Source organism: Fictibacillus nanhaiensis (assembly GCF_019801215.1).
Classification (GTDB): Bacteria; Bacillota; Bacilli; order Bacillales; family Fictibacillaceae; genus Fictibacillus; species Fictibacillus nanhaiensis_C.
On the sequence record NZ_JAHVJO010000001.1, the window covers coordinates 213,945 to 236,030 of the forward strand.

General features: G+C 38.4%; 23 protein-coding genes and 2 other annotated features. Of the genes, 20 read left to right on the forward strand and 3 right to left on the reverse strand.

Translation table 11 applies throughout. The annotated features are described in order from the left end of the window. Positions 1–31 precede the first annotated feature (31 nt). From KUV80_RS01070 to KUV80_RS01140, 15 genes are all read left to right on the forward strand, one after another. Positions 32–1,075, forward strand: coding sequence for a glyceraldehyde-3-phosphate dehydrogenase (locus KUV80_RS01070; RefSeq protein WP_222460846.1), 1,044 nt, complete (start codon positions 32–34; stop codon positions 1,073–1,075). A 286-nt stretch (positions 1,076–1,361) separates the two neighbouring features. Continuing rightward, positions 1,362–1,745 (forward strand): adenosylmethionine decarboxylase, encoded by a 384-nt coding sequence (gene speD, locus KUV80_RS01075; RefSeq protein ID WP_066396744.1) that lies wholly within the window; start codon positions 1,362–1,364, stop codon positions 1,743–1,745. Between the two features lie 102 nt (positions 1,746–1,847). Continuing rightward, positions 1,848–2,243, forward strand: a complete 396-nt coding sequence (locus KUV80_RS01080; protein WP_222460847.1) for a cytosolic protein — start codon at positions 1,848–1,850, stop codon at positions 2,241–2,243. Positions 2,244–2,314: 71 nt separating this feature from the next. Continuing rightward, the gene (nrdR, locus tag KUV80_RS01085; RefSeq protein ID WP_222460848.1) at positions 2,315–2,776 is read left to right on the forward strand and encodes a transcriptional regulator NrdR; all 462 of its coding nucleotides are present in this window, start codon (positions 2,315–2,317) and stop codon (positions 2,774–2,776) included. Between the two features lie 75 nt (positions 2,777–2,851). Next, complete coding sequence (locus KUV80_RS01090; RefSeq protein ID WP_222460849.1) at positions 2,852–4,240, forward strand: replication initiation and membrane attachment family protein; 1,389 nt, start codon at positions 2,852–2,854, stop codon at positions 4,238–4,240. A 13-nt stretch (positions 4,241–4,253) separates the two neighbouring features. Beyond that, positions 4,254–5,195, forward strand: a complete 942-nt coding sequence (gene dnaI / locus KUV80_RS01095) for a primosomal protein DnaI (protein WP_222460850.1) — start codon at positions 4,254–4,256, stop codon at positions 5,193–5,195. A gap of 129 nt (positions 5,196–5,324) precedes the next feature. Continuing rightward, positions 5,325–6,431, forward strand: coding sequence for a cyclic dehypoxanthinyl futalosine synthase (mqnC, locus tag KUV80_RS01100; protein ID WP_222460851.1), 1,107 nt, complete (start codon positions 5,325–5,327; stop codon positions 6,429–6,431). 144 nt (positions 6,432–6,575) lie between these two features. Then, on the forward strand, positions 6,576–7,355 hold the full coding sequence (locus KUV80_RS01105) for a basic amino acid ABC transporter substrate-binding protein (protein WP_222460852.1): 780 nt from the start codon (positions 6,576–6,578) through the stop codon (positions 7,353–7,355). Positions 7,356–7,371: 16 nt separating this feature from the next. Continuing rightward, positions 7,372–8,028, forward strand: coding sequence for an amino acid ABC transporter permease (locus KUV80_RS01110; RefSeq protein WP_222460853.1), 657 nt, complete (start codon positions 7,372–7,374; stop codon positions 8,026–8,028). Positions 8,029–8,126: 98 nt separating this feature from the next. Continuing rightward, complete coding sequence (gene ytxC, locus KUV80_RS01115) at positions 8,127–8,996, forward strand: sporulation protein YtxC (RefSeq protein ID WP_222460854.1); 870 nt, start codon at positions 8,127–8,129, stop codon at positions 8,994–8,996. A 64-nt stretch (positions 8,997–9,060) separates the two neighbouring features. Further along, positions 9,061–9,289: a binding site (T-box leader), on the forward strand. 50 nt (positions 9,290–9,339) lie between these two features. After that, positions 9,340–11,247, forward strand: a complete 1,908-nt coding sequence (gene thrS, locus KUV80_RS01120; protein ID WP_222460855.1) for a threonine--tRNA ligase — start codon at positions 9,340–9,342, stop codon at positions 11,245–11,247. 661 nt (positions 11,248–11,908) lie between these two features. Then, positions 11,909–12,412, forward strand: a complete 504-nt coding sequence (infC, locus tag KUV80_RS01125) for a translation initiation factor IF-3 (protein WP_222460856.1) — start codon at positions 11,909–11,911, stop codon at positions 12,410–12,412. A 23-nt stretch (positions 12,413–12,435) separates the two neighbouring features. Beyond that, positions 12,436–12,639 (forward strand): 50S ribosomal protein L35, encoded by a 204-nt coding sequence (gene rpmI / locus KUV80_RS01130; protein ID WP_066291545.1) that lies wholly within the window; start codon positions 12,436–12,438, stop codon positions 12,637–12,639. A 39-nt stretch (positions 12,640–12,678) separates the two neighbouring features. Beyond that, on the forward strand, positions 12,679–13,038 hold the full coding sequence (gene rplT, locus KUV80_RS01135) for a 50S ribosomal protein L20 (protein ID WP_066291543.1): 360 nt from the start codon (positions 12,679–12,681) through the stop codon (positions 13,036–13,038). 74 nt (positions 13,039–13,112) lie between these two features. Next, positions 13,113–13,364, forward strand: a complete 252-nt coding sequence (locus KUV80_RS01140; protein WP_338083456.1) for a DUF1294 domain-containing protein — start codon at positions 13,113–13,115, stop codon at positions 13,362–13,364. Between the two features lie 3 nt (positions 13,365–13,367). On the opposite strand, the gene KUV80_RS01145 is transcribed toward KUV80_RS01140, so the two are convergent. Both KUV80_RS01145 and KUV80_RS01150 read right to left on the reverse strand, forming a co-directional pair. Further along, positions 13,368–14,393: a cytochrome d ubiquinol oxidase subunit II gene (locus tag KUV80_RS01145; RefSeq protein WP_222460857.1), complete on the reverse strand. Its 1,026-nt coding sequence runs from the start codon at positions 14,391–14,393 to the stop codon at positions 13,368–13,370. A gap of 17 nt (positions 14,394–14,410) precedes the next feature. Further along, a complete protein-coding gene (locus KUV80_RS01150) occupies positions 14,411–15,751 on the reverse strand; it encodes a cytochrome ubiquinol oxidase subunit I (protein WP_222460858.1) in 1,341 nt (446 codons plus the stop codon). Between the two features lie 139 nt (positions 15,752–15,890). Between KUV80_RS01150 and KUV80_RS01155 the strand changes: the two genes are divergently transcribed. Further along, entirely contained in the window at positions 15,891–16,490 is a 600-nt protein-coding gene (locus tag KUV80_RS01155) for a TVP38/TMEM64 family protein (protein ID WP_222460859.1), read from the forward strand. An 84-nt stretch (positions 16,491–16,574) separates the two neighbouring features. Next, entirely contained in the window at positions 16,575–17,069 is a 495-nt protein-coding gene (locus tag KUV80_RS01160; RefSeq protein WP_222460860.1) for a dUTP diphosphatase, read from the forward strand. Positions 17,070–17,096: 27 nt separating this feature from the next. Here KUV80_RS01160 and sspI read toward each other — a convergent pair whose 3' ends face one another. Further along, on the reverse strand, positions 17,097–17,303 hold the full coding sequence (gene sspI, locus KUV80_RS01165) for a small acid-soluble spore protein SspI (RefSeq protein WP_222460861.1): 207 nt from the start codon (positions 17,301–17,303) through the stop codon (positions 17,097–17,099). 116 nt (positions 17,304–17,419) lie between these two features. On the opposite strand from sspI, the gene KUV80_RS01170 reads away from it, so the two are divergent. From KUV80_RS01170 to pheT, 3 genes are all read left to right on the forward strand, one after another. Continuing rightward, the gene (locus tag KUV80_RS01170) at positions 17,420–18,184 is read left to right on the forward strand and encodes a TrmH family RNA methyltransferase (protein WP_222460862.1); all 765 of its coding nucleotides are present in this window, start codon (positions 17,420–17,422) and stop codon (positions 18,182–18,184) included. 82 nt (positions 18,185–18,266) lie between these two features. Continuing rightward, positions 18,267–18,492: a binding site (T-box leader), on the forward strand. A 40-nt stretch (positions 18,493–18,532) separates the two neighbouring features. Further along, entirely contained in the window at positions 18,533–19,567 is a 1,035-nt protein-coding gene (gene pheS / locus KUV80_RS01175) for a phenylalanine--tRNA ligase subunit alpha (RefSeq protein ID WP_222460863.1), read from the forward strand. A gap of 18 nt (positions 19,568–19,585) precedes the next feature. Further along, entirely contained in the window at positions 19,586–22,012 is a 2,427-nt protein-coding gene (gene pheT / locus KUV80_RS01180; RefSeq protein WP_222460864.1) for a phenylalanine--tRNA ligase subunit beta, read from the forward strand. Positions 22,013–22,086 lie beyond the last annotated feature (74 nt).

Genomic DNA, 22,086 nt, shown 5'->3' on the forward strand with positions numbered 1-22,086 from the left:
AAGAGTATAACACATTGGAAGGAGCAGCTTCATGAAAGCAAAAATTGCAATTAATGGCTTGGGGAGAATCGGAAGAATGGTCTTCCGTAAAATGATGGAGAATGATGATTTCGAGGTTGTAGCTGTTAATGCCAGCTATCCGGCAGAAACATTGGCACATATGGTTAAATACGATTCCATACATGGCACTTTTCCTGGAGATGTTATAGCTGCAGAAGATGCCCTTTTTATTAACGGAAAAAAAGTTACATTAGTTAATTCTCGAGATCCACTCGAATTACCGTGGAAAACACTTGGAATCGATATCGTGATTGAAGCAACAGGAAAATTTGTATCACAGGAAACCGCTGGGCTTCATATCGAAGCTGGTGCTAAAAAGGTTATCATTACAGCTCCTGGTAAAAACGAAGATATTACAATTGTTATGGGTGTAAATGACAGCGATTACATTCCTTCAGAACACCATATTATTTCAAATGCATCGTGTACGACAAATTGTTTAGCTCCCGTTATAAAGGTGCTTGATGATCAGTTCGGTGTACAATCTGGAATGATGACAACGGTTCATGCTTATACGAATGATCAAAAAAATATTGATAATCCACATAAAGATTTAAGACGTGCTCGTGCATGCGGACAGTCTATTATTCCAACATCTACAGGTGCAGCAAAAGCGATTGCAAAAGTTCTTCCGCATCTAGAAGGCAAATTAAATGGGATGTCACTTAGAGTTCCGACTCCAAACGTTTCGTTAGTTGATGTGGTAGTGGAACTTAAGACTTCTGTTTCAAAAGATCAAGTTAACCATGCGTTCCAATCTGCGGCTGAAGGCTCTTTACAAGGCATTTTAGGTTATAGCGATCTTCCTTTAGTTTCGATCGATTATAATGGTAATGAGAACTCATCCATTGTAGACGGTCTTTCAACAATGGTTATGGACGGAAACAAAGTAAAAGTATTAGCTTGGTATGACAATGAGTGGGGCTATTCTTGCCGAGTGGTCGATCTAGCGAAGCATGTTGCAGTCGCATTAAACGCTAGTACTTCTTTAGAAAAGAACGCTTCCGTGTCTTAATGTTATTTTTTTATAAAAGTTCAAAGCTGGGGAAAATCCCGGCTTTTTTTGTTTGACAAAAAATAACTAGTTTTTTTAAAAAAACCATTAAAAAAAATTCATTATAGTTATTGCAAATAAATTTTAAAAGAAGTATACTATGATTCGTGAACTTCAAATAAAGCAAACAAAGGCATTGAATGCTACTTAAAGGGTTAGGACCTCTTTGGACTAACTTGCCCCCGTGGTAGATGTTCGATTCCGCATGCTTGAAGGCATGATTATTTTTAAAAGGGGGACTATGCTAATGGATACAATGGGAAGACACGTAATTGCTGAGTTATGGGGTTGTGATTCTGAAAAACTAAATGACATGAAATTTATTGAAGAGACTTTCGTTGATGCTGCACTTAAAGCTGGTGCGGAGATTCGTGAGGTAGCTTTTCATAAATTTGCTCCACATGGTGTGAGTGGTGTTGTTATTATTTCTGAATCTCATCTAACTATTCACAGTTTTCCTGAGCATGGTTATGCAAGTATTGATGTATATACGTGTGGAGATCGAATCGATCCTAACGTTGCTGCTGATTATATTTCAGAAGCATTAGGCGCTAAAAAACGCGAAAATCTGGAAGTTCCTCGTGGAATGGGTCCAATTTCCGTTGCCAAATCGAAAGTTACAGCTCAATAATTTAAAACAGAATGTAAGCGGGGTGTGAATTTCACACCTCTTTTTTATTTTATATAGAATGGGGAATAATACGATTCAATTATTTTGATTTGGAGGTCTGTTATGTTTAGAAAGCTGCAAAACCTTATGGAAAATCATGCGGAAACGAGTGAACTGCATGTGGACGAAAGACTCCGAACCCATTATTTTAAAGTTAATAAAGCAGAAGTGCTCAATGTGATTAAAAATATCCTTGATGAAGACACCAATTTTCGGGAACTTGGGTTTTCAGAAGAAAGGGGAGAAGTGACGTTCGAAGTAAGACAACCGAAAAATGCTTTTGTTGTGATGAGTGTAGTGACTGTTAAAGCATACAATACGGCTGTAGATATTAATGTTACAACGGAGTCTGCCCTCCCTTTTAATTTTGGAAATAACCAGCGCCTGATTAGCAGTCTCTATGAAGATTTAAAACAGAGACTACCTTATCTCGGAACATCATTGGCTGAAAAATTATAGGAATAGCTTGTCACATACCTCCCTTTTCTTTAAGATAGAGTAGAATAGAAAATTTTTTGGGGATGATTACAATGAGGTGTCCTTCTTGCCAGCACAATGGAACAAAAGTGCTTGATTCTCGACCTGTACATAGTGGACGATCCATTCGCCGAAGACGGGAATGTGAATCATGCAGTTATCGATTTACTACATTTGAAACGGTAGAACAAACACCGCTTATCATTGTTAAAAAAGGCGGAGAAAGAGAAGAATTCAGCCGCGAAAAAATTCTTAGAGGGCTAATAAAGGCTTGTGAAAAGAGGCCTGTCCCTTTAGAAACACTAGAAAATATAGTAGATAACATTGAAAAAGAATTGCGAAATAGCGGAGCATCAGAAATTTCAAGCACAGCTGTTGGTGAACAGGTGATGGAACATCTTTCAAAAACAGATGAGGTAGCTTATGTCAGATTTGCCTCTGTATATCGTCAATTTAAAGATATTAACGTTTTTATTCAGGAACTGAAAGAACTGATCAAAAAAGAGGAGCGTTAAAGCGTCAGTATAACGGCTATAACGCTCTTTTTGTACGATATAAACAGTATTTTTAATAGATAAAGGGTGAAAACGATGACGGTACATTTTCAGGAAGTAGTGCCCGTTGATACGTATTCCGTCCAGAGTAAGGGTTTGTTGCATGAAATCGATCAAAAAGTGCTTACATTACTGTATCAGCCATTGGTTGGAGCTTTTGCATACAGTTTGTATATGACTTTATGGTGTGAATCGAATATGAACCAACAAACAAAAAAACATCAACACCTTATGAACCTAACGCAATTTTCTTTAAAAGATATATTATCTGGAAGAAAAAAGTTAGAAGCGATCGGGCTTTTAAAAACGTTTAAACAGGATCAGGATAACGCAAGAGAATATTTATACGAGCTTCAGCTGCCCCTTTCACCTAAAGCCTTTTTTACGGATGGCTTTTTAAGCATTTATTTGTTTAACCGTTTGGGACAAAAGAGGTTTCAGGAAGTACGGGAGACATTCCTAGTTCCGCAGAAGGACTCTGATGGCTTTAAAGATGTCACAGCCTCGTTTAGTGATGTGTTTACTTCACTTCATCCGTCAGAGATGACTGCTAAAAGTTATTCGGAGATCACCGAAAGAGCAGTGGACTCGGAGAATACAACGCTTGTTGAAAAAGGTGTACAGGGAAGAGTTACCTTAGGGGATGAAACGTTCGACTTTGAGGCAATGGTTAACCAGATTTCAACCTTTATTGTTCCTAAAGAAGTGTTAACACCAAAGCTAAAGGAAGCAATCTATAAACTTGCTTATATCTATCAGCTTGAACCAATGGATATGAGCAGACAGATTCAAAATGTATATTACTCTACAGGTGAGATTACGAGTGAGAATCTTCGGCGTGAAATCCAAAAATGGTATCGTTTTGAACATGAAGAAGGACTGCCCGTGTTGTCATTAAGAACACAGCCTGTACCTTTAAAAGCTCTGCATGGGATGGAGCCCCAAACAAAAGAAGAAGAACAGATTAAATTCTTTGAAGAAGTTTCACCGTATAGGCTGCTAGAAGATTATAGCGGTGCGACTCCGGCAGAGGTTGATCTGAAACTCGTTGCTTACTGTATGCTCGATCAGAACCTTACCCCAGGCGTAACAAATGTTCTTTTAGACTATGTGCTCACTACTAATGATATGAAACTTGCAAAAGGACTCGTTGAACGTATTTCATCCCATTGGGCAAGGAAAAAAGTGCAAACCGTTTCAGAAGCTATGGCACTCGCACGTGATGAAAAAAGAAAATACAAAGAGTGGCAAGATAAAAAGACGATGAAGCCAGGGTTTTATAATGGTAAACAACAACAGCCGAACGTGGCCGTGCCAGATTGGTTAAAGCCTGAAACGAATACAGGTGTCCAGAACAAGGACAACGATGCAATGGAAGACGAAAACAGAAAATGGTTAGAAAGCTTGTTGAACAATTCGAAATAAAGGGGGGATTAACATGGAATCAATCAAGGAATCTGTTAAGCATATGCCGGGATTTGATAAATTTCAGGAAAAATACGAACTTATGAAACAGCAAGTTCTAACAGATCCAAAAGTAATGCGTTTTTTAAGAGAAAATCCTGACATTTCAGATACCCATGCCGATAAATTATTGTCGAGTTTTTATACCTTTAAAAACGAACAACAAGCGTGCAGAAACTGTCCTGGTTTGGAAAAATGCCCGAATATCATGCAAGGATACCGTTCAGAACTTACAAGAGTGAGACAAACTGTAGAGCTGAGGTACAAACCTTGTGATCTCAAAATAAGAGATGAACAGAAAAAATCGATGGCCACGTTGATTAAGAGCTATTTTATTCCGAAAGAAATCCTTGGCGCTACATTCGAGCGGCTTTATAAACATAGTATCGATGACTCGAGACGAAATGCTATATCAAAAGCGTATGAATTTGTTCAAATGGCTGGTACAGACCAACAAGTAAAAGGGATATACTTTTATGGGAAATTTGGAGTCGGCAAGACATACTTGCTTGGCGCGATCGCAAATGGTTTAGCCGAAAAAGGAATCAATTCTCTCATGGTTCACACACCAGAGTTTTTACGTGAAATGAAAAATTCTTTGTCAGATGGCAGCTTTGATTCAAAAATGGAATTGTTAAAAACGATACCTGTTTTGATGCTTGATGATATTGGCGCAGAAAATATGACGAATTGGGTCCGTGATGAAATTCTTGGAGTCATTCTTCAATACAGAATGATGGAAAAGCTTCCTACACTCTATACTTCAAATTGTGATTTTGATATGCTTTTGCAGCACCTTTCCTACTCGCAAAAAGGCGGGCTTGATGAAGTAAAAGCACTTAGGATTATGGAACGAATTAAACACTTAAGTTCACCCGTGTTTATGGGTGGCAGTAAAAATTTCAGAGAAGAATGATAAAAAACTTCTGCTCTTTGTGAGCAGGAGTTTTTTTACTGATTTTATTCTTTCTTAACACTCATAGCTGTCTCTTCTATTAAAATATGTTAGGATAAGTCTATAAGAAATTGGATTCGGAGGTTACCGATGAGTATTGAATCGATTTTGCAGAAAGCATTGGATGGCGAACGTTTATCGGTAGAAGATGCTGTTAAACTTTATGAAAGTGATGAAGTCGAACGAATGGGGGAAGTTGCTGACGTTATTATGAAAAGGTGGCATCCAGAACCGATCACCTCTTTTGTAATCGGCCGTAACGTTAACTATACTAATTTTTGTGATACATATTGCAGATTTTGTGCCTTTTATAGACCGCCTGGAAGTGAAGAGGGATACGTTTTAGAGGATGAGGTTATTTTTCAAAAAATCCAGGAAACGGTAGATGTGGGCGGAACAGAAATCTTAATGCAAGGTGGAACGAATCCGAATCTGCCTTTTAGCTATTATACAGATTTATTGCGTGAGATTAAGAAACGCTTCTCAATAACGATGCATTCATTTTCACCTGCTGAAATATGGAAAATGGTTGAAGTATCCGGATTATCCCTGGAGGAAGTTCTTCGTGAATTGAAAGAAGCTGGTTTAGATTCTTTACCAGGCGGGGGAGCAGAAATTCTAGATGATCGCACGCGGAAAAAAATCAGTAAACTTAAAGGTTCCTGGACTGAGTGGATTGAATGTATGAAGACTGCTAAAAAAGTAGGTCTTCATTCAACTGCTACAATGGTTATTGGATTTGGGGAGAGTTTTGAAGAAAGAGCTCTTCACTTAAAACGAGTTCGTGATGCACAAGATGAAACCAATTGTTTTCTTGCCTTTATTTCTTGGACGTTCCAGCCTGACAATACGAATATGAAAGCTGAGAAAACAACTCCTAGAGAATACTTAAAGAATGTTGCCATTTCCCGTATTTTCTTAGACAACATCCCAAATTTCCAATCCTCATGGGTAACCATGGGACCTGAAGTCGGCAAGAAATCTCTTCATTATGGATGCAATGATTTTGGAAGTACGATGATGGAGGAAAATGTTGTTTCTGCAGCAGGTACAACTCATAAAGTAAATACGAATTTAACTTTGCGTTTAATTCGTGAGGCTGGGAAAATTCCTGCACAACGTAATACAAAATATGAAGTTCTTCGTGTGTTTGAGGACGAGGAAAAAGCTGAAAAAGATTTTGTGATGCAAAATTAAATCTGACAATAACACAATAAACAGATACTCTTAAGATCCCTTTAATAGGGATCTTTTTATTTTAAAAATAATAATTAGAATTTTCCTTATATTTAAAATATTGTGTATAATATAAGGATATTAAACATAAGGGGGAAATGGAAAATGAATGTGAAACAGATGTTGAAAATGGGAGTTATCGGATTATCTGCAGCGTTTTTGGTAGCCTGCAGCAGTACAGGGTCAGATGAAAAATTAACAATAGGAACAGATGCAGCCTATGCTCCTTTTGAGTCTTTGGATGGTGACAAAATCGTTGGCTTTGATGTGGACCTGCTCGATGCCGTCATGAAGGAAGCGGGTTTAGAATACGAACTGAAAAATTTAGGATGGGATCCTTTATTGATTGCTCTTCAAAATGACGAAGTGAATGCCGGGATATCTGCTATGACGATCAATGAAAAGCGAAAGAAAAGTTATGATTTTTCCTCTCCTTATTTTGAATCCATTAATATGATTCTAGCAAAAGAGGGAACATCTATTAAAACGGCTCAAGACTTAGAGGGCAAGAAGGTAAGTGTTCAAAACGGAACGACCGGGCAAGAAGCACTTGAGAAAATGTTTGGTGCCACAGAGAATATTAAGAAATACGATAATAATACTCTTGCTATACAAGCATTATTGAATGGTGAGGTAGAAGCTGTTGTTGCTGACAATGCAGTTGTGCAGGAATATGCTAAAAATAATCCTGACAAAAAGCTGGTAGCAATCAGTGATAAGGAGAACTTTGAGAGTGAATTTTATGGAATTGCTTTTCCTAAAGGTGCAGATCATCAGGAAGAAATCAACAAAGCTCTTAAAAAAGTAATCGATGATGGGAAATACGCAGAAATCTATAAAAAATGGTTTGGGGAAGAGCCGAATGTAGATGTGCTGAAACAATAATTTTTTGGAGGTCTGCATGGAATATTCTTTACAAATCATAGGTGATTACATGCCCTTGTTCCTAAAAGGTACATGGGTTACAATACAGCTTTCTTTTTTAGCTATTCTATTTGGAACGATTCTGGGCTTGTTTATTGGGTTAGGAAAGATGGTAAAACAGCCATTAATCAGTTTACCCTGCGTTTGGTACATAAGTTTTTTTCGCGGCACACCTTTACTTGTTCAAATTTTATTGATTCACTCCGCTTTAATGCCGCTTATTATGAAACCGCCTAATGTTTTTATTTCAAGTGTACTCGCATTATCTTTAAATGCCGCGGCGTACATCTCTGAAATATTTAGAGCAGGAATTCAGTCGATCGACAAAGGACAGATGGAAGCTGCACGATCAGTAGGGATGACACATGTTCAAGCAATGAGACATGTGATACTGCCACAAGCCTCAAGAAGGATGATTCCGCCTCTTGGAAATGAATTTATTGTATTAATAAAAGATTCATCTCTCGTGTCTATTATAGCGACACCAGAATTGATGTATTATGCAAGAGCTATGATGGGCCAATATTATCGTCCTTGGGAGCCTTATATGACTGCAGCTCTTATGTATTTAATTTTAACTCTTGGCATGGCATTCATCCTTTCTAAAATCGAGCGCAAATTTGTATATGATTAAACAACCTGATATCCGGGTTGTTTTTTTATTGCGGTAACATTTTTTATGACCAGGTCCCATATATTGTATTATTGAGATTTTATATGGGGGGGACTCGTTTGTTCACGATAGCTTTTTCACACCCATCTGATGGGATTGCTGTCCGTAAAAATATGATTAGGACAGCAGCAAAACATAAAATTAACCCTTCCTTTGCCAAATTATCTGAAGCTTCTTCAAAAATTCTTGAATTGCACATACAGGAAGATAAAGGATTCATATTGGATGTGTTAACAGAATTTACACGAAATAAGGTTGAAGATGTTTGTTTAAAGGAAATGATTGAACATGCCTTTTTTTATGATGATGCTGCAGAACAAAAGGAAATATTCTTAATTACAAAAAGCATTATTTCTGGTGAGCTTGAAGGGATACCTGAAGTTAAAAACCTGACGGATCTGAATGAACTCATCAGAAGTCAGTGGGCGTCCATTCTTCATGAAACAACAGAATGTATTGAGTTTGAAGCTTTTTTAAAGTTTCGAATGAAAGAATATGTAGCAACTTTGCTCAAAGTAGTAGAGTGCGCAATCGACGAATATAAACTCGAGCTTGAATATCAGATGTTCGTAGACCAATTACGAAATTGTTTAACAAAGCAAAAATCTTTTATAAAGAACCATGTTATTGTTATTTTTGACTGTGAAGATGTTGTTATTTTTGATGAGCATCAGAATCCTTTATCCACATCCCAATTAAAGCAGCTTCATGAAAAAGCTTTGAAATTAACGAATGTCGTGAACTTAGATGAACGCCTTCTTGGGCCTCTGATTGGACTGGCGCCTGGATCTGCTAAAATCTACTCCTATGATATGGACCATCCACTTTTACAAACCGTTAAAAATATTTTTCAAGAACACGTCTCTATTGCTCCACTTGAAAGGATGACATTTAAACAGAATAGGTGTTTTCGGAAAAAAAAGTCATAAACTGTTAACGTCCTCTTGCTTTTTGAAAAATGACTGCATATAATAAGCTTATAAATTTATCATTTTATCTGTATTGATAAGGACATGAAGCAAATTTTTACGGTTCTTAGAGAGGGAAGTCTCCGGCTGAAAACTTCCTAACACGGAAAACTGCTTTACCACCTTGGAACTTCAACGGTGAACGCTTTAGTAATCGTTGACGGCTACAGTCCGTTATCCTGTCCGAGTGCCGCTTATGTATGTATACAAGGCGGAACAAGGGTGGAACCACGAGATTATCACTCGTCCCTTCTATAGGGACGGGTGTTTTTTGTTTTATACCAAATTAAAGGAGATGTTTCTTATGTCAATTTCAATCACATTCCCAGACGGTTCAGTCAAGGAGTTTCCGAAGGGGGTTACTTCTGAACAAGTCGCAGAAAGTATTAGTCCTAGCCTTAAGAAAAAAGCTGTTGCAGGAAAAGTAAACGGACAATTATATGATTTTTCTCGTCCGATCGAAGAAAATGCATCCATAGAAATCGTGATGCAGGATTCTAAAGAAGGGCTTGAAATGACAAGACATTCAAATGCTCACTTGCTAGCTCAAGCTTTAAAACGTTTGTATCCAGATGTGAAGCTAGGAATTGGTCCTGTAATCGATAACGGATTTTATTATGATGTGGATATGGAACATAATTTAACACCTGAAGATCTTCCAGCCATTGAAAAAGAAATGAAGAAGATTGTTAATGAAAATCTTCCAATCGTACGTAAAGAAGTAAGTCGTGAAGAAGCTCTTGATATTTATGAAAAATTAGATGATCATCTGAAGCTTGAGCTGATCCGCGACCTACCAGAAGGTGAAAAGATTACGATCTATGAGCAAGGTGAATTCTTTGATCTTTGTCGAGGACCTCATATTCCTTCAACAGGAAAGATTAAAGCATATAAGCTGATGAGTATTTCAGGAGCTTATTGGCGCGGTGACAGTGATAACCAAATGCTTCAACGTATTTATGGTTCAGCCTTCTTAAGCCAAAAAGACCTGGATGAATACTTGCATTTTATTGAAGAAGCACAAAAGCGTGATCACCGTAAACTTGGAAAAGAGTTAGAGCTGTTCATGTTCTCGGAAGAAGCACCTGGTATGCCGTTCTATCTTCCAAATGGTCAAACGATTCGTACAGAACTAGAGAACTTCTCTCGTGAACTTCAACGTCAAGTGGACTATGATGAAGTACGTACGCCATTTATGATGAATCAGCGCTTATGGGAGCAATCAGGTCACTGGGATCATTATCATGAAAACATGTATTTCTCAGAAGTGGACGACACAAAGTTTGCGATGAAACCGATGAACTGTCCAGGACACATGCTTATTTTTAAAAACAAGCTTCATTCTTACAGAGACCTTCCAGTCCGTATGGCTGAGTTCGGCCAAGTGCATCGCCATGAGTATAGTGGAGCGTTGAACGGTATGATTCGTGTTCGTACGTTCTGTCAGGATGATGCCCATATCTTTGTAACACCAGGGCAGATTGAAAGCGAGATCAAAAACGTCTTCAAGCTGGTTGATAAAATTTACAGCACTTTCGGTTTTGAATATTCAGTGGAACTTTCTACTCGTCCTGAAGACTCTATGGGTGATGACCACCTTTGGGAACAAGCGGAAGGTGCATTGAAAAATGTACTAGAAGATCTAGGGATGAACTATCATCTAAATGAAGGCGACGGAGCATTCTACGGTCCGAAAATCGACTTCCACATTAAAGACGCGCTTAAGAGAAGTCATCAATGTGCGACAATTCAGCTTGATTTCCAAATGCCAGAGAAGTTTGACCTCACATATGTGGATGAAAACAATCAAAAAGTTCGTCCGGTAGTAATTCACCGTGCGATCTATGGATCAATTGACCGTTTCCTAGGAATTTTAGTGGAGCATTTTGCTGGAGCGTTCCCAACATGGTTAGCACCAGTTCAAGTGAAGCTCATTCCGGTATCTGATGTTCATAACGAGTATGCGTATAAACTTCTAGAAGATCTGAAGGAACATGCGATTCGTGTAGAGATCGACACTAGAAATGAGAAGATGGGCTACAAGATTCGTGAAGCTCAGATGAAGAAGATCCCTTACATGCTTGTTCTTGGTGACAAAGAGATCGAAGACAATGCGGTAAACGTTCGTAAATATGGTGAGCAAAAATCAGAAACTGTCTCTTATGAAGATTTCAGAGATAAGATTTTAGCTCAAATTAATGAAAAGAGATAACATTGAGTAGAGCGGCCTTTTAAAAATCCGGCTGCTCTTTTTTTGTTGTTGATTGGTTTATATGGACAATCTGGGCAGAATTATGCAATAGACAACATATCGGGGAACAGTTCACAGGCCTTGCATGAAACAACCGTTTTGATTTTGAAAGTGGTCATTTTTCGTTACCGATGCTCACTTTCCGTGTGATTGGTGGTGAGCTATCGTGGAAGTACAATTATCAGGAGCTATTTTTTGTTCAATGCTAGTGTGAAAAGTGGACATATAAATATTGAAAAGCCATTAAAATTAGTTAATAGAGCAGCAATAACTAATTTTCGATAAAAAACTCTTGCATTACGTTTGAAAACGAAGTAAAATTAATTTCGTTGCTTATGAAATCGTTATTTGACACAATTCACACCAATATGTTATAGTAAGTAAGGTTAATAAAATAAGCTTAAGCATCAAACAAGCAGAAGCACCCGCTTCTCACCTGATTTGACGTCACTATTGACTGTTGATGGGTAGATGGAATTCAGGCATGTCTAGTACATAGCCAGTTTACGTGTGGGTGATATATGCGCCGACGCTTTTTTTATTTGCATGAATATAACAAGTGCAGTGTTAGAAAAAAATACTCACTGAAAAAATTTGGAGGTGACTTACTATTAGTAAGGACGTGTCTGTCAATGATGGCATTCGAGCTCGTGAGGTTCGCTTAATCGGTCCAGATGGAAGCCAGCTAGGCATTAAATCAAGACAAGAAGCTTTAGACCTTGCGACAAACGCAAATCTTGATCTTGTTCTCGTTGCTCCTGCCGCTAAACCGCCAGTATGCAAAATTATGGATTATGGCAAGTTTAAATACGAGCAACAGCGTAAAGAAAGAGAAGCAAGAAAGAATCAAAAAGTCATTACGACTAAAGAAATTCGTCTTAGTCCAACAATTGAGGAAAACGACTTTAATACAAAGCTTAAAAATGCTCGTAAGTTCCTTGAAAAAGGCGACAAAGTAAAGGCAAGTATTCGTTTCCGTGGACGTGCAATTACTCATTCTCAAATCGGAAAAACGGTATTAGAGAAATTAGCGAAAGAATGCGAGGATCTTTCTACGGTGGAGACTTCACCTAAAATGGAAGGCCGAAGCATGTTTCTTATCCTAGCACCTAAAGCCGAAAAATAATTTTTACCAGGGAGGTAACCATTATGCCTAAAATGAAAACTCATAAAGGTGCTGCAAAGCGCTTTAGAAAAACTGGATCAGGTAAATTAAAGCGTGCGAGCGCTTATACAAGTCACTTGTTCGCTAACAAGTCTACTAAAGCTAAGCGTAAGCTTCGTAAAGCGAAACTTGTTAACAGCGGTGACTACAAGCGTATCCGCACATTGCTAACTTACAAAAAACGTTAATCATACGTAAAGTTGATTTAAAAATAGGAGGTTTTTAATATGCCAAGAGTAAAAGGTGGCTATGTAACACGTCGTCGTCGTAAAAAAGTTCTTAAGCTGGCTAAAGGCTATTTTGGTTCAAAACATAAATTATTTAAAGTAGCACAACAACAAGTATTCAAATCTTTAATGTACGCTTACCGTGACCGTCGTCAAAAGAAGCGTGATTTCCGTAAGCTTTGGATCACTCGTATCAATGCTGCTGCTCGTACAAACGGTCTTTCTTACAGCCGTTTAATGCACGGTCTTAAACTAGCTGGTATCGATATCAACCGTAAAATGCTTTCTGAAATTGCAATCACAGACGAAAAAGCTTTCGCTGAATTGGCTTCAAAAGCAAAAGACAGCCTAAAAGCTTAAATTAGTCTAAAAGAAAAGATCATTTCCTATATGATGGAGATGATCTTTTTCCATTTAGAAAGGAAAAGTATAAAGTGTTAATCTTTTATTTGATCGTAATAAACATATTCGCCTATTTTGTAATGAAAAAAGATAAATCATTAGCTCAAAAAGGAAAGTGGCGAACTTCTGAAACACGGCTTTGGCTCGTTGCTATTTTTGGAGGAGCACCTGGAATGTGGCTTGCCATGAAGAAGTTCCGACATAAGACAAAACATCAAACCTTTCGTTACGGCATACCTTTGTTAAGTATGTTGATTACCGTTTTGGCAGGTTGGTTTTTATAAAAGTTATTCCTGCTGTAAATATCTTTTATCTTTTAAGAAAAGCCTCCAGAAAATATAGAAACCTGGCGTTAATATCGCAAGACCAACGATATACATAATCATTAAGGAATAAAATGTTTCTTTAGCTGTGAATGCTTCATAAATCGTTAAATCGGGATATACGATATAAGGCAAATGGGCCAACCCATATCCAACACTAGCGAGTCCGTACTGTAATACCGTAACAAGCAATGTAAATCTTGGCCGTCCAATTCCTGGGCGGTTTTGTTTTGGCCACCAAAGTGAAGCATAGGCGATGCAAAAAGCTAAAAGAGAAAGGATGAACCAAATTTTCTGTCCCATTAGGTTGTCGACGAGCCAACTAGCTTCCGGCGCCATAAATAAAAGTGTGAACAATGCAGATAACAATGTAAGCGGTCCTAGCAAGATAGCATTACTTCGATATAAGCTGTAAGCTTTCTCATTGTTTGACACGCGTGAATAATCGGCTAAAAAAAGAGCGGACAAAAACAATTCAGATGTCAGTCCGAATAAAACGTACAAATAAAGAGTAGGACTTGTAAACAGTTTAGCGATTAATAGAGATTGATTCGAGACGTCGCCACTAATAAATCCGCCCTGACTGATTGGAAGAACCGCGATTAATAATGATGGTATTAAAACACCGGATATGCCTGATATAAAGAACATGGTTTTCCGATACCCTTGAACGGAATAGGAGAATACCATAAAAGCGCTTCGTATGGCTAAGAAAAATAAAATTAAGCTGATGGGTACTAACATGACAGTTCCAAGTGTGTAAGCACCTTTTGGGAAAAATCCCACGAAAGCGACAACAAGCAAAACAAGAAAAACATTCGTTACTTCCCATGTAGGCGATAAGAAACGGTTTGCGATCGTCCCAGCCATCGTTTTATGATTGTTGTAGACCATCGCCCAGAAACCAGCTCCAAAATCAATCGAACCAAAAATGCTGTAGATAAAGATAAAGGACCACATCATTAAAATCGCGAGTACCTCTTCACTCATTGTTATTTCCTCCTCTCTTACCCAGATATCTTATCCATATCTTTTGAAACCGGATTGCGTTTAAAGTAAGCTGTTAAAATCAAGATGGTTAATACACTTAGAAGTGCATATAAGAATAAGAAAAGCAGAAACAGTACACCAAGATCTTCATTTTTTGTAGCTGCTTCAGCTGTAGTCTGCACTCTATAAATTGTCCATGGCTGTCTACCGCTGCAGCTGAATACCCATCCGAATTCGATACAAAGCATGGACATCGGACCAGATAAAACGAGGAACCAAAGCAGCCATTTTGGAAACGGCCTGCCTCGTTTTTTTACGAAGAACCACCAATAAAGTAAAGCGATGGCTGCAAGCCCCAATAATAAAGTCCCCAATCCTACCATTAAATTGAATAAAGTATGGACATAAAAAGGCGGCCATGTTTCACGAGGGAATTCATAAAGCCCTTTTACTTCTGTATCAAACTTCCCTGCTGCAAGCCAACTGAGCGCCCAAGGAATTTCAATCCCATATTTTACTTCTTCTGTTTTAGGATCGGTATAACCGCCAATTGCAAGAGGTGCGTATCTCTGAGTTTCGAACAAACCTTCTGCAGCGGCAAGTTTTTCTGGAGCATATTGATGCAAGATCTGTGCTGAATGATGGCCGGAAAGAGCAGAAATGAAACTCATTAAAAAGGCAACAGTAAGAGATAGGAACAAGCCTTTGAGATGATAGGCACGTTCTCGATCTGACCGTTTTTTTAATAGTTTAAATGCGGCGACTGATGCAATAGCAAATGCTCCTGTCATGTAGGCTGTTACGGCAACATGAAAAGCTGAAGATACAAAACTAGGATTAAAGAATGCATCCCAGGGCTGAACATCGTATATCGTTCCATCAGGCTTAATTTTAAAGCCATCTGGTGTGTTCATCCACGTGTTAACGGCTGTTATCAATATGCCAGATGCAACGGCACCAAAAGCGACAAAAAAAACAGAGATTAATCTGAAATAGCGGGGAAGTCTATCAGCGGCATACACATAGATTGACATAAAGAGTGCTTCAATGAAAAAAGCGAAAATCTCGATTTGGAAAGGCAAGGAGATAACTTTACCAACGATCTCCATAAATCCTGGCCATAATAAAGAAAGCTGAACCCCTACAATCGTTCCAGATGGAATGGCAACTCCTAATAATACGGCAAAAGCCTTTGTCCACCGTTTGGCCATAATGCTATAGTCGTTATCCCCTTTTATTTGGTGGATGATCTCTGCAATAACGATCATTAATGGAAGTCCAACACCAAGGGTAGCAAAAATAATATGAAAACCTAAAGATGTGCCAAAAAATGCTCTGGCAAGTATGACTGTGTCCATGCCGATTCCTCCTTTTCCCTTCAATGACAAAAAAGTACAACCTAAGTTTAAGGTGTCATAAAGAACGCATGTTTATTCACGTACTAATTGTCATACAGTGCTCGTCTTATGTCATATGCTGACTTAAAGGGGGTGTGAAATGTTAGATCATACGAGTATGTACATGGACATTTTGAAGTTTAGTGGAATTTTTGCCCCTTTGCTTTTTATCCTTCTGCAAGCGTTCAGACAATTTTTTTTCTTGCCAGTCGGTCTGATTTGTCTTACCGGTGGAATCTTGTTCGGAGCAGTTGCAGGTACACTCTATTCTGTCATCGGTATTACGTTGTCGAGCCTTCTCTTTTATTGGGGAATGAAGAGTATGCCAAAGCTAATGAAAAAAGTAAAAAGGCTTCAAAGGAAATGGATAGGTAAAAAAATGCCATTTTCAGTTGGTCAGATTGCTATTTTAAAAATGATTCCTTTTATGCATTTCCACCTTTTAAGCCTTTGTTTAATCGAGGTTTCCTCGAATTTCAAAGAATATACGAAAGCGAGTTTTGTATCAAACATCCCGATTGCCATTTTCTACTCTTCTTTCGGTTCTGTTTTACTCTCCCTTTCTATCCTGACTTCTATTGCTCTCCTTCTTATGCTCTCTATTCTGTTCTATTTGTTAAGAAGGAAAGAATGGGTCATGAAATGGAGTGAGTTTTTTGAAGAGAAGGAAAAAGCAGAGAAGCATCGCATGCCTGCATAAGGAGCATGCTTTTTTTAATCCCTATCTTTTTTATTCTGCTAAATGCGATATAATAGCTTAGGAATGAAAGGCAGGGAATCACATATGAAAATAGAGAAACTTTTTGCTTTACAAAAAGAATTGAACACTCGAATTGTAAAAGAACATCACCTTATAGATGAGTCATTAGCAGATCAGCGAAAGTTAGCTTTTCTAGTAGAACTTGGGGAGCTTGCCAACGAAACAAGATGTTTTAAATATTGGAGCAAACGACCTCCTTCTGAAAAGGAAATCGTTCTTGAAGAATATGTAGATGGCTTGCATTTTGTACTGTCGATTGGATTGGATATGGGATTTACAAACCTTCAGTTGCCAAATGAGGTTGAATTTAAACAAAAAATGGACAAGATAGAGCTAGACGAAATGTTTCTCTCGCTCTACCAATCGGGTTCTAAAGCTTTATTAAATGAAGATTTTATCCAGTTCTTTGATGATTTTTTGGGACTTGGATTAAAGCTCGGGTTTACTTTTAAAGAAATAGAGAGTGCCTATTTAGATAAAAATCTTGTGAACCATGAGCGACAAGATACAGGGTATTAAAAAGCAAAAAACCCGGTGCACCGGGTTTTATTTTAAACCATTTGATAAAGTTGTTAAGATTTCTTCCTTTTTTTGCTCATCGGAATTTTTCCATATGACTTCAAAAAGGACACCTAAGCCAGGAAGCATTTTTTCTTCTCCGCTTTCAATCGCATCTACAATCGTATCTTGCAATTGTTCTTTATTATTGCCTGTAACATTATGCAGCACTGCTTTTCTTAGATCCATATTCATGGGATAAGCACCTCTATCTAATTTTTTTCTTTTTTTATTGTGTACGTTCTAATCATGTTTTATGAATAAATTATTTATGACAATAAAAAAGAACATTTTAAAGGAGTACTTCAGAAATGAAATACATTGAATCAGAATCCAATGCTTCCTTAAAGCAATGGAAAAAATTACATACAAAAAAAGAAAGAGAAAAAACAAGAACATATCTATTAGAAGGCCCTCATCTGATTGAAGAAGCCATATCGTCTGGCGCTAAGCTTCAACATGTTGTGGTTGAAGAAAACTTTGAGATAAAAGAGGAATGGCTGAAAGAGAAATTTACCTTATGGACCGTTCCTGCAAAGTTAATGAAACAGCTTTCTGAAACGGAAAAACCTCAAGGAATTATCGCAGTATGTGAAATGATGGAAACCCAAGAAAACATTCTTACAGAACATGGTCGTTTCCTTTTGATCGACGGAGTGCAGGATCCAGGGAATCTTGGTACGATAATTCGAACGGCAGACAGTGCAGGACTTGATGGTGTATTTTTAGGTGAAGGAACGGCAGATCTTTATAATGGTAAAACCGTCCGGTCCACTCAAGGTTCGCTCTTTCATCTACCTATTGTAAAAGCAGATTTAAAAACGGTTATTGAGATGTGCAAAAAATTTGAAGTGCCTATCCTTTCTTCCTCTCTTTCAGACGCCGTGGATATGAGAGAAATTCCAGAAATGAAGGGATTTGCCTTAATTGTGGGGAATGAAGGACAAGGTGTAAGGCAATCTTTACAGAATGAATCAACCATGAATGTAAAGATTCCGATCTTCGGACAAGCTGAATCTTTGAATGTTTCCGTTGCAACGGGCATTCTTTTATATGAGCTTCAGCGAAAAAGATAGGATTTTATTCACTTTTCGATGAGACCCGTTGCAATTCTTGATTTTTATCATATATAATGGAACAAGATAAATGAAAATAATTGAAAAAGCATTGATGGAGAAGAGTAAATAATGATTCCGCCAAAAAGGGAGGAAATGTCCTGGACTGTGAGCATTTCTTTGGTAGGTACTATTGAATTCACTCCTGAGTTGTCACCTGAAACAATTTGAAGTAGGGCTGACCGGTGAAGAGCCGTTATTAAAAATGAAGTGAACAGTGTGTTTTTCATTGTTAAATTGGGTGGTACCGCGAACTCCTCGTCCCTTATTGGATGAGGAGTTTTTTATATTTTTAAGGAGGGGTATACGTTGAAAGACCGTTTAGAAGCATTGAAATCAGAAGCGATCGATAAAATCAATGAAAGTGTTGATCTAAAAGATCTTCAAGCTGTAAAAGTAGCTTATTTAGGTAAAAAAGGACCCATTACTGAAGTGTTAAAAGGAATGGGTAAATTGTCTGCAGAAGAAAGACCCGTTGTCGGTGCGTATGCGAATGAAGTTCGAGACAGCATTCAACAAGAACTTGATAAGAAACAAGCTGAACTAGAAGAAGCCGCAATTGCTCAGAAGCTAGCGAGTGAAACATTAGATGTCTCATTGCCCGGAAGACCTGTAAAAAAAGGCAATCCACATCCATTAACAGCTGTTGTTACTGAAATTGAAGATCTGTTCCTGAGCATGGGCTTTACGATCGCAGAAGGTCCGGAAGTTGAAACGGATTACTATAACTTTGAGGCGCTTAACCTTCCAAAAGGTCATCCTGCCCGAGATATGCAAGATTCTTTCTTTATTACAGAAGACATCTTACTTCGAACGCAAACATCACCCGTTCAGGCTCGTACAATGGAAAAGCATGAAGGGCAAGGTCCTGTGAAGATTATCTCACCAGGTAAGGTATATCGCCGTGATAATGATGATGCCACACATTCTCATCAGTTTATGCAAATTGAGGGCCTTGTTGTTGACCAGAATGTTCGTTTAAGCGATTTAAAAGGCGTTTTAGAAACATTTGCTAAGAAAATGTTTGGAGAAGATCGTAAAATACGTTTACGCCCAAGCTTTTTCCCTTTTACTGAACCGTCAGTAGAAATGGATATTTCTTGTTTCAAATGCAGTGGTAAAGGCTGTTCAATCTGTAAGCAAACAGGCTGGATTGAAATATTAGGAGCAGGAATGGTACATCCAAATGTGCTTGAAATGGCTGGATTTGATTCAAAGAAATACACTGGTTTTGCATTTGGGATGGGTCCAGAACGTATCGCGATGCTGAAATACGGCATAGATGATATTCGTCATTTTTATGCGAATGATATTCGGTTCTTAAAACAATTCAAAAATGCTTAAATCGGGGAGGGGAATTTGATGTTAATTTCTTATAATTGGCTAAAAGATTATGTAAATGTAGAAATTAGTCCTGCTGAACTAGCGGATAAAATTACTAAAAGCGGCATAGAAGTTGAAATGGTCGAACCTTTAAATAAAGGAATCAGTGGTGTTGTGGTTGGACATGTAAAAGAATGCAGCCAGCACCCTAATGCTGATAAGCTTAGAGTCTGTAAAGTTGATATCGGGCAAGGTGAAATCTCGCAAATTGTCTGTGGTGCTCCGAATGTGGCACAAGGACAAAAGGTAGCCGTTGCTGTACCGGGAGCTGTGCTGCCAGGCAACTTTAAAATTAAAAAAGCGAAACTTCGCGGCGAAGAATCACTTGGAATGATTTGTTCTCTGCAAGAACTCGGAGTGGATACGAAGCTTGTACCAAAAGAATATTCAACTGGTATTTTTGTAATGCCTTCTGACGCAGAGCCTGGAAGTGATGCTTTAGAATATTTGAACTTAAACGACCATGTGCTGGAACTTGGCCTGACTCCGAATCGTGCAGATTGTCTGAATGTATTAGGCGTTGCCTATGAAGTGGCAGCAATTTTAAAGGAAGAAGTAAAGCTTCCGGATACATCTTTCACAAATACTGAAGAGAAAGCGGAAGATTTTATTTCCGTGAACATTGAATCATTTGAGGATAACCCTTATTATGGCGCGATGATTATTCGTGATGTAAAGATCGGTCCTTCACCTTTATGGATGCAGAATCGTTTAATGGCTTCTGGAATTCGTCCGATCAATAACGTGGTTGATATTACAAACTACGTGCTTCTTGAATACGGACAGCCGCTGCACGCCTTTGATTACAATCGTTTAGGTTCTAAAGAGATTGTTATACGCCGTGCAACTGAAGGAGAACACATTCAAACCTTGGATGATCAAGATCGTATATTGAAAGATACTCACTTAGTGATCACGAATGGTACTGCACCGATCGCTGTAGCAGGTGTAATGGGTGGAGCTACTAGTGAAGTAGGAGAAGATACAACAAACGTTCTATTAGAAGCGGCGTATTTTTCTTCAGCTCGTGTGAGAGCAGCTTCTAAAGATCTAGGCTTGAGAAGCGAAGCAAGCTCAAGGTACGAAAAAGGTATCGACCGTAACCGCGTTTATGCTGCTGCAATAAGAGCGGCTCAGTTAATGGCAGAAATCGCTGGCGGGAAAGTTGCAGCCGGAATCGTTGAAGCTGGTAAGCGTGAAGTGAAATCATATACAGTGAGTATGGCCGTTTCAAGAATGAATGCCTTGCTTGGAACATCAATCACACCAGAACAAACGTCTGCTATTTTTGACCGTTTAGGGTTTTCTTATAAAGAAGCCGATGGAGAGTTTGAGGTCGTTGTTCCATCCAGAAGACCTGATATTACAATAGAAGCAGATTTGATTGAAGAAGTTGGCAGAATCTATGGCTATGACCGTATTCCGACGACATACCTTCTAACAGAAGCACGTCCTGGAGGTTTAACGCAGAATCAGGCAAAGCGCCGTGGAATCCGTAATTATCTCGAGGGAGCAGGTCTTTATCAAGCGGTGACTTACGCTTTGACTACTCCTGAAAAATCAACGCATTTTTCATTCAATGGGGAAGAACAAGTCTATCCGATTTCAGTCGCGCATCCGATGAGTGAAGAGCGTAGTACATTGCGTATGAGCTTATTGCCTCAACTGCTCGAAGTTCTTCAATATAACCGTAACCGTTCTTTAGAAGATCTGGCTGTTTATGAGATGGGTTCTGTTTTTATTAATCGTCAGGAAGTATTATCTGACCTTCCTGAAGAATATGTGTTTGTGTCTGGTGCTATTACTGGGGTATTCAACGAACATTTGTGGCAAGGAGAAAGAAAAACGGCAGATTTCTTCGTGTTAAAAGGAATTTTGGAAGGACTCATGAGTGAGCTCAATCTTTCTGAACGTATAACCTATGAATCGGGAATTATCGAAAACATGCATCCTGGGAGAACGGCAGTTGTTAAATTGGATGGGATTCCAGTAGGATTTGTCGGCCAGCTTCACCCTGCTCTTCAAAAAGGATTGGATGTAAAAGATACATTTGTATTTGAATTAAATGCTACACGTCTTATTGATTCTGAAATTCAACAGATGGTCTATCAAACACTGCCTCGCTATCCTTCGATCACAAGAGATATTGCATTAGTGGTCGATCAAGAACTGCCAGCAGGTGATCTGTTCACTGTGATTCAAGCTGCAGGCGGTGATCTGTTAAAAGAAGTAAACTTGTTTGATCTGTATGAAGGAGAAAAAGTAGAAGAAGGAAAAAAATCACTTGCCTTCTCGTTGAAATACTTTGATCCTGAACGCACCTTAACAGATGATGAAGTTGTATCCGCACACGACCGTGTACTAAAAAGTTTAGAAGAACGCTTTGGAGCACAATTAAGAAAATAAAAAAGTGAAACTGGCTCACAAAGGTTGAAAAGTCGACCTTTAGTGGAGCCAGTTTTTTTGTTACCATATGCATT

What these genes read in the sequence shown, in the direction of transcription:
- KUV80_RS01150 (WP_222460858.1), bottom strand. Translation starts at nt 15,751, where the DNA reads ATGGACACAGTCATACTTGCCAGAGCATTTTTTGGCACATCTTTAGGT.
- KUV80_RS01105 (WP_222460852.1), top strand. Translation starts at nt 6,576, where the DNA reads ATGAATGTGAAACAGATGTTGAAAATGGGAGTTATCGGATTATCTGCA.
- KUV80_RS01080 (WP_222460847.1), top strand. Translation starts at nt 1,848, where the DNA reads ATGTTTAGAAAGCTGCAAAACCTTATGGAAAATCATGCGGAAACGAGT.
- dnaI (WP_222460850.1), top strand. Translation starts at nt 4,254, where the DNA reads ATGGAATCAATCAAGGAATCTGTTAAGCATATGCCGGGATTTGATAAA.
- KUV80_RS01110 (WP_222460853.1), top strand. Translation starts at nt 7,372, where the DNA reads ATGGAATATTCTTTACAAATCATAGGTGATTACATGCCCTTGTTCCTA.
- pheT (WP_222460864.1), top strand. Translation starts at nt 19,586, where the DNA reads ATGTTAATTTCTTATAATTGGCTAAAAGATTATGTAAATGTAGAAATT.
- KUV80_RS01145 (WP_222460857.1), bottom strand. Translation starts at nt 14,393, where the DNA reads ATGAGTGAAGAGGTACTCGCGATTTTAATGATGTGGTCCTTTATCTTT.
- KUV80_RS01155 (WP_222460859.1), top strand. Translation starts at nt 15,891, where the DNA reads ATGTTAGATCATACGAGTATGTACATGGACATTTTGAAGTTTAGTGGA.
- rplT (WP_066291543.1), top strand. Translation starts at nt 12,679, where the DNA reads ATGCCAAGAGTAAAAGGTGGCTATGTAACACGTCGTCGTCGTAAAAAA.
- rpmI (WP_066291545.1), top strand. Translation starts at nt 12,436, where the DNA reads ATGCCTAAAATGAAAACTCATAAAGGTGCTGCAAAGCGCTTTAGAAAA.
- nrdR (WP_222460848.1), top strand. Translation starts at nt 2,315, where the DNA reads ATGAGGTGTCCTTCTTGCCAGCACAATGGAACAAAAGTGCTTGATTCT.
- KUV80_RS01090 (WP_222460849.1), top strand. Translation starts at nt 2,852, where the DNA reads ATGACGGTACATTTTCAGGAAGTAGTGCCCGTTGATACGTATTCCGTC.
- KUV80_RS01170 (WP_222460862.1), top strand. Translation starts at nt 17,420, where the DNA reads ATGAAATACATTGAATCAGAATCCAATGCTTCCTTAAAGCAATGGAAA.
- KUV80_RS01070 (WP_222460846.1), top strand. Translation starts at nt 32, where the DNA reads ATGAAAGCAAAAATTGCAATTAATGGCTTGGGGAGAATCGGAAGAATG.
- mqnC (WP_222460851.1), top strand. Translation starts at nt 5,325, where the DNA reads ATGAGTATTGAATCGATTTTGCAGAAAGCATTGGATGGCGAACGTTTA.
- KUV80_RS01160 (WP_222460860.1), top strand. Translation starts at nt 16,575, where the DNA reads ATGAAAATAGAGAAACTTTTTGCTTTACAAAAAGAATTGAACACTCGA.
- sspI (WP_222460861.1), bottom strand. Translation starts at nt 17,303, where the DNA reads ATGAATATGGATCTAAGAAAAGCAGTGCTGCATAATGTTACAGGCAAT.
- thrS (WP_222460855.1), top strand. Translation starts at nt 9,340, where the DNA reads ATGTCAATTTCAATCACATTCCCAGACGGTTCAGTCAAGGAGTTTCCG.
- speD (WP_066396744.1), top strand. Translation starts at nt 1,362, where the DNA reads ATGGATACAATGGGAAGACACGTAATTGCTGAGTTATGGGGTTGTGAT.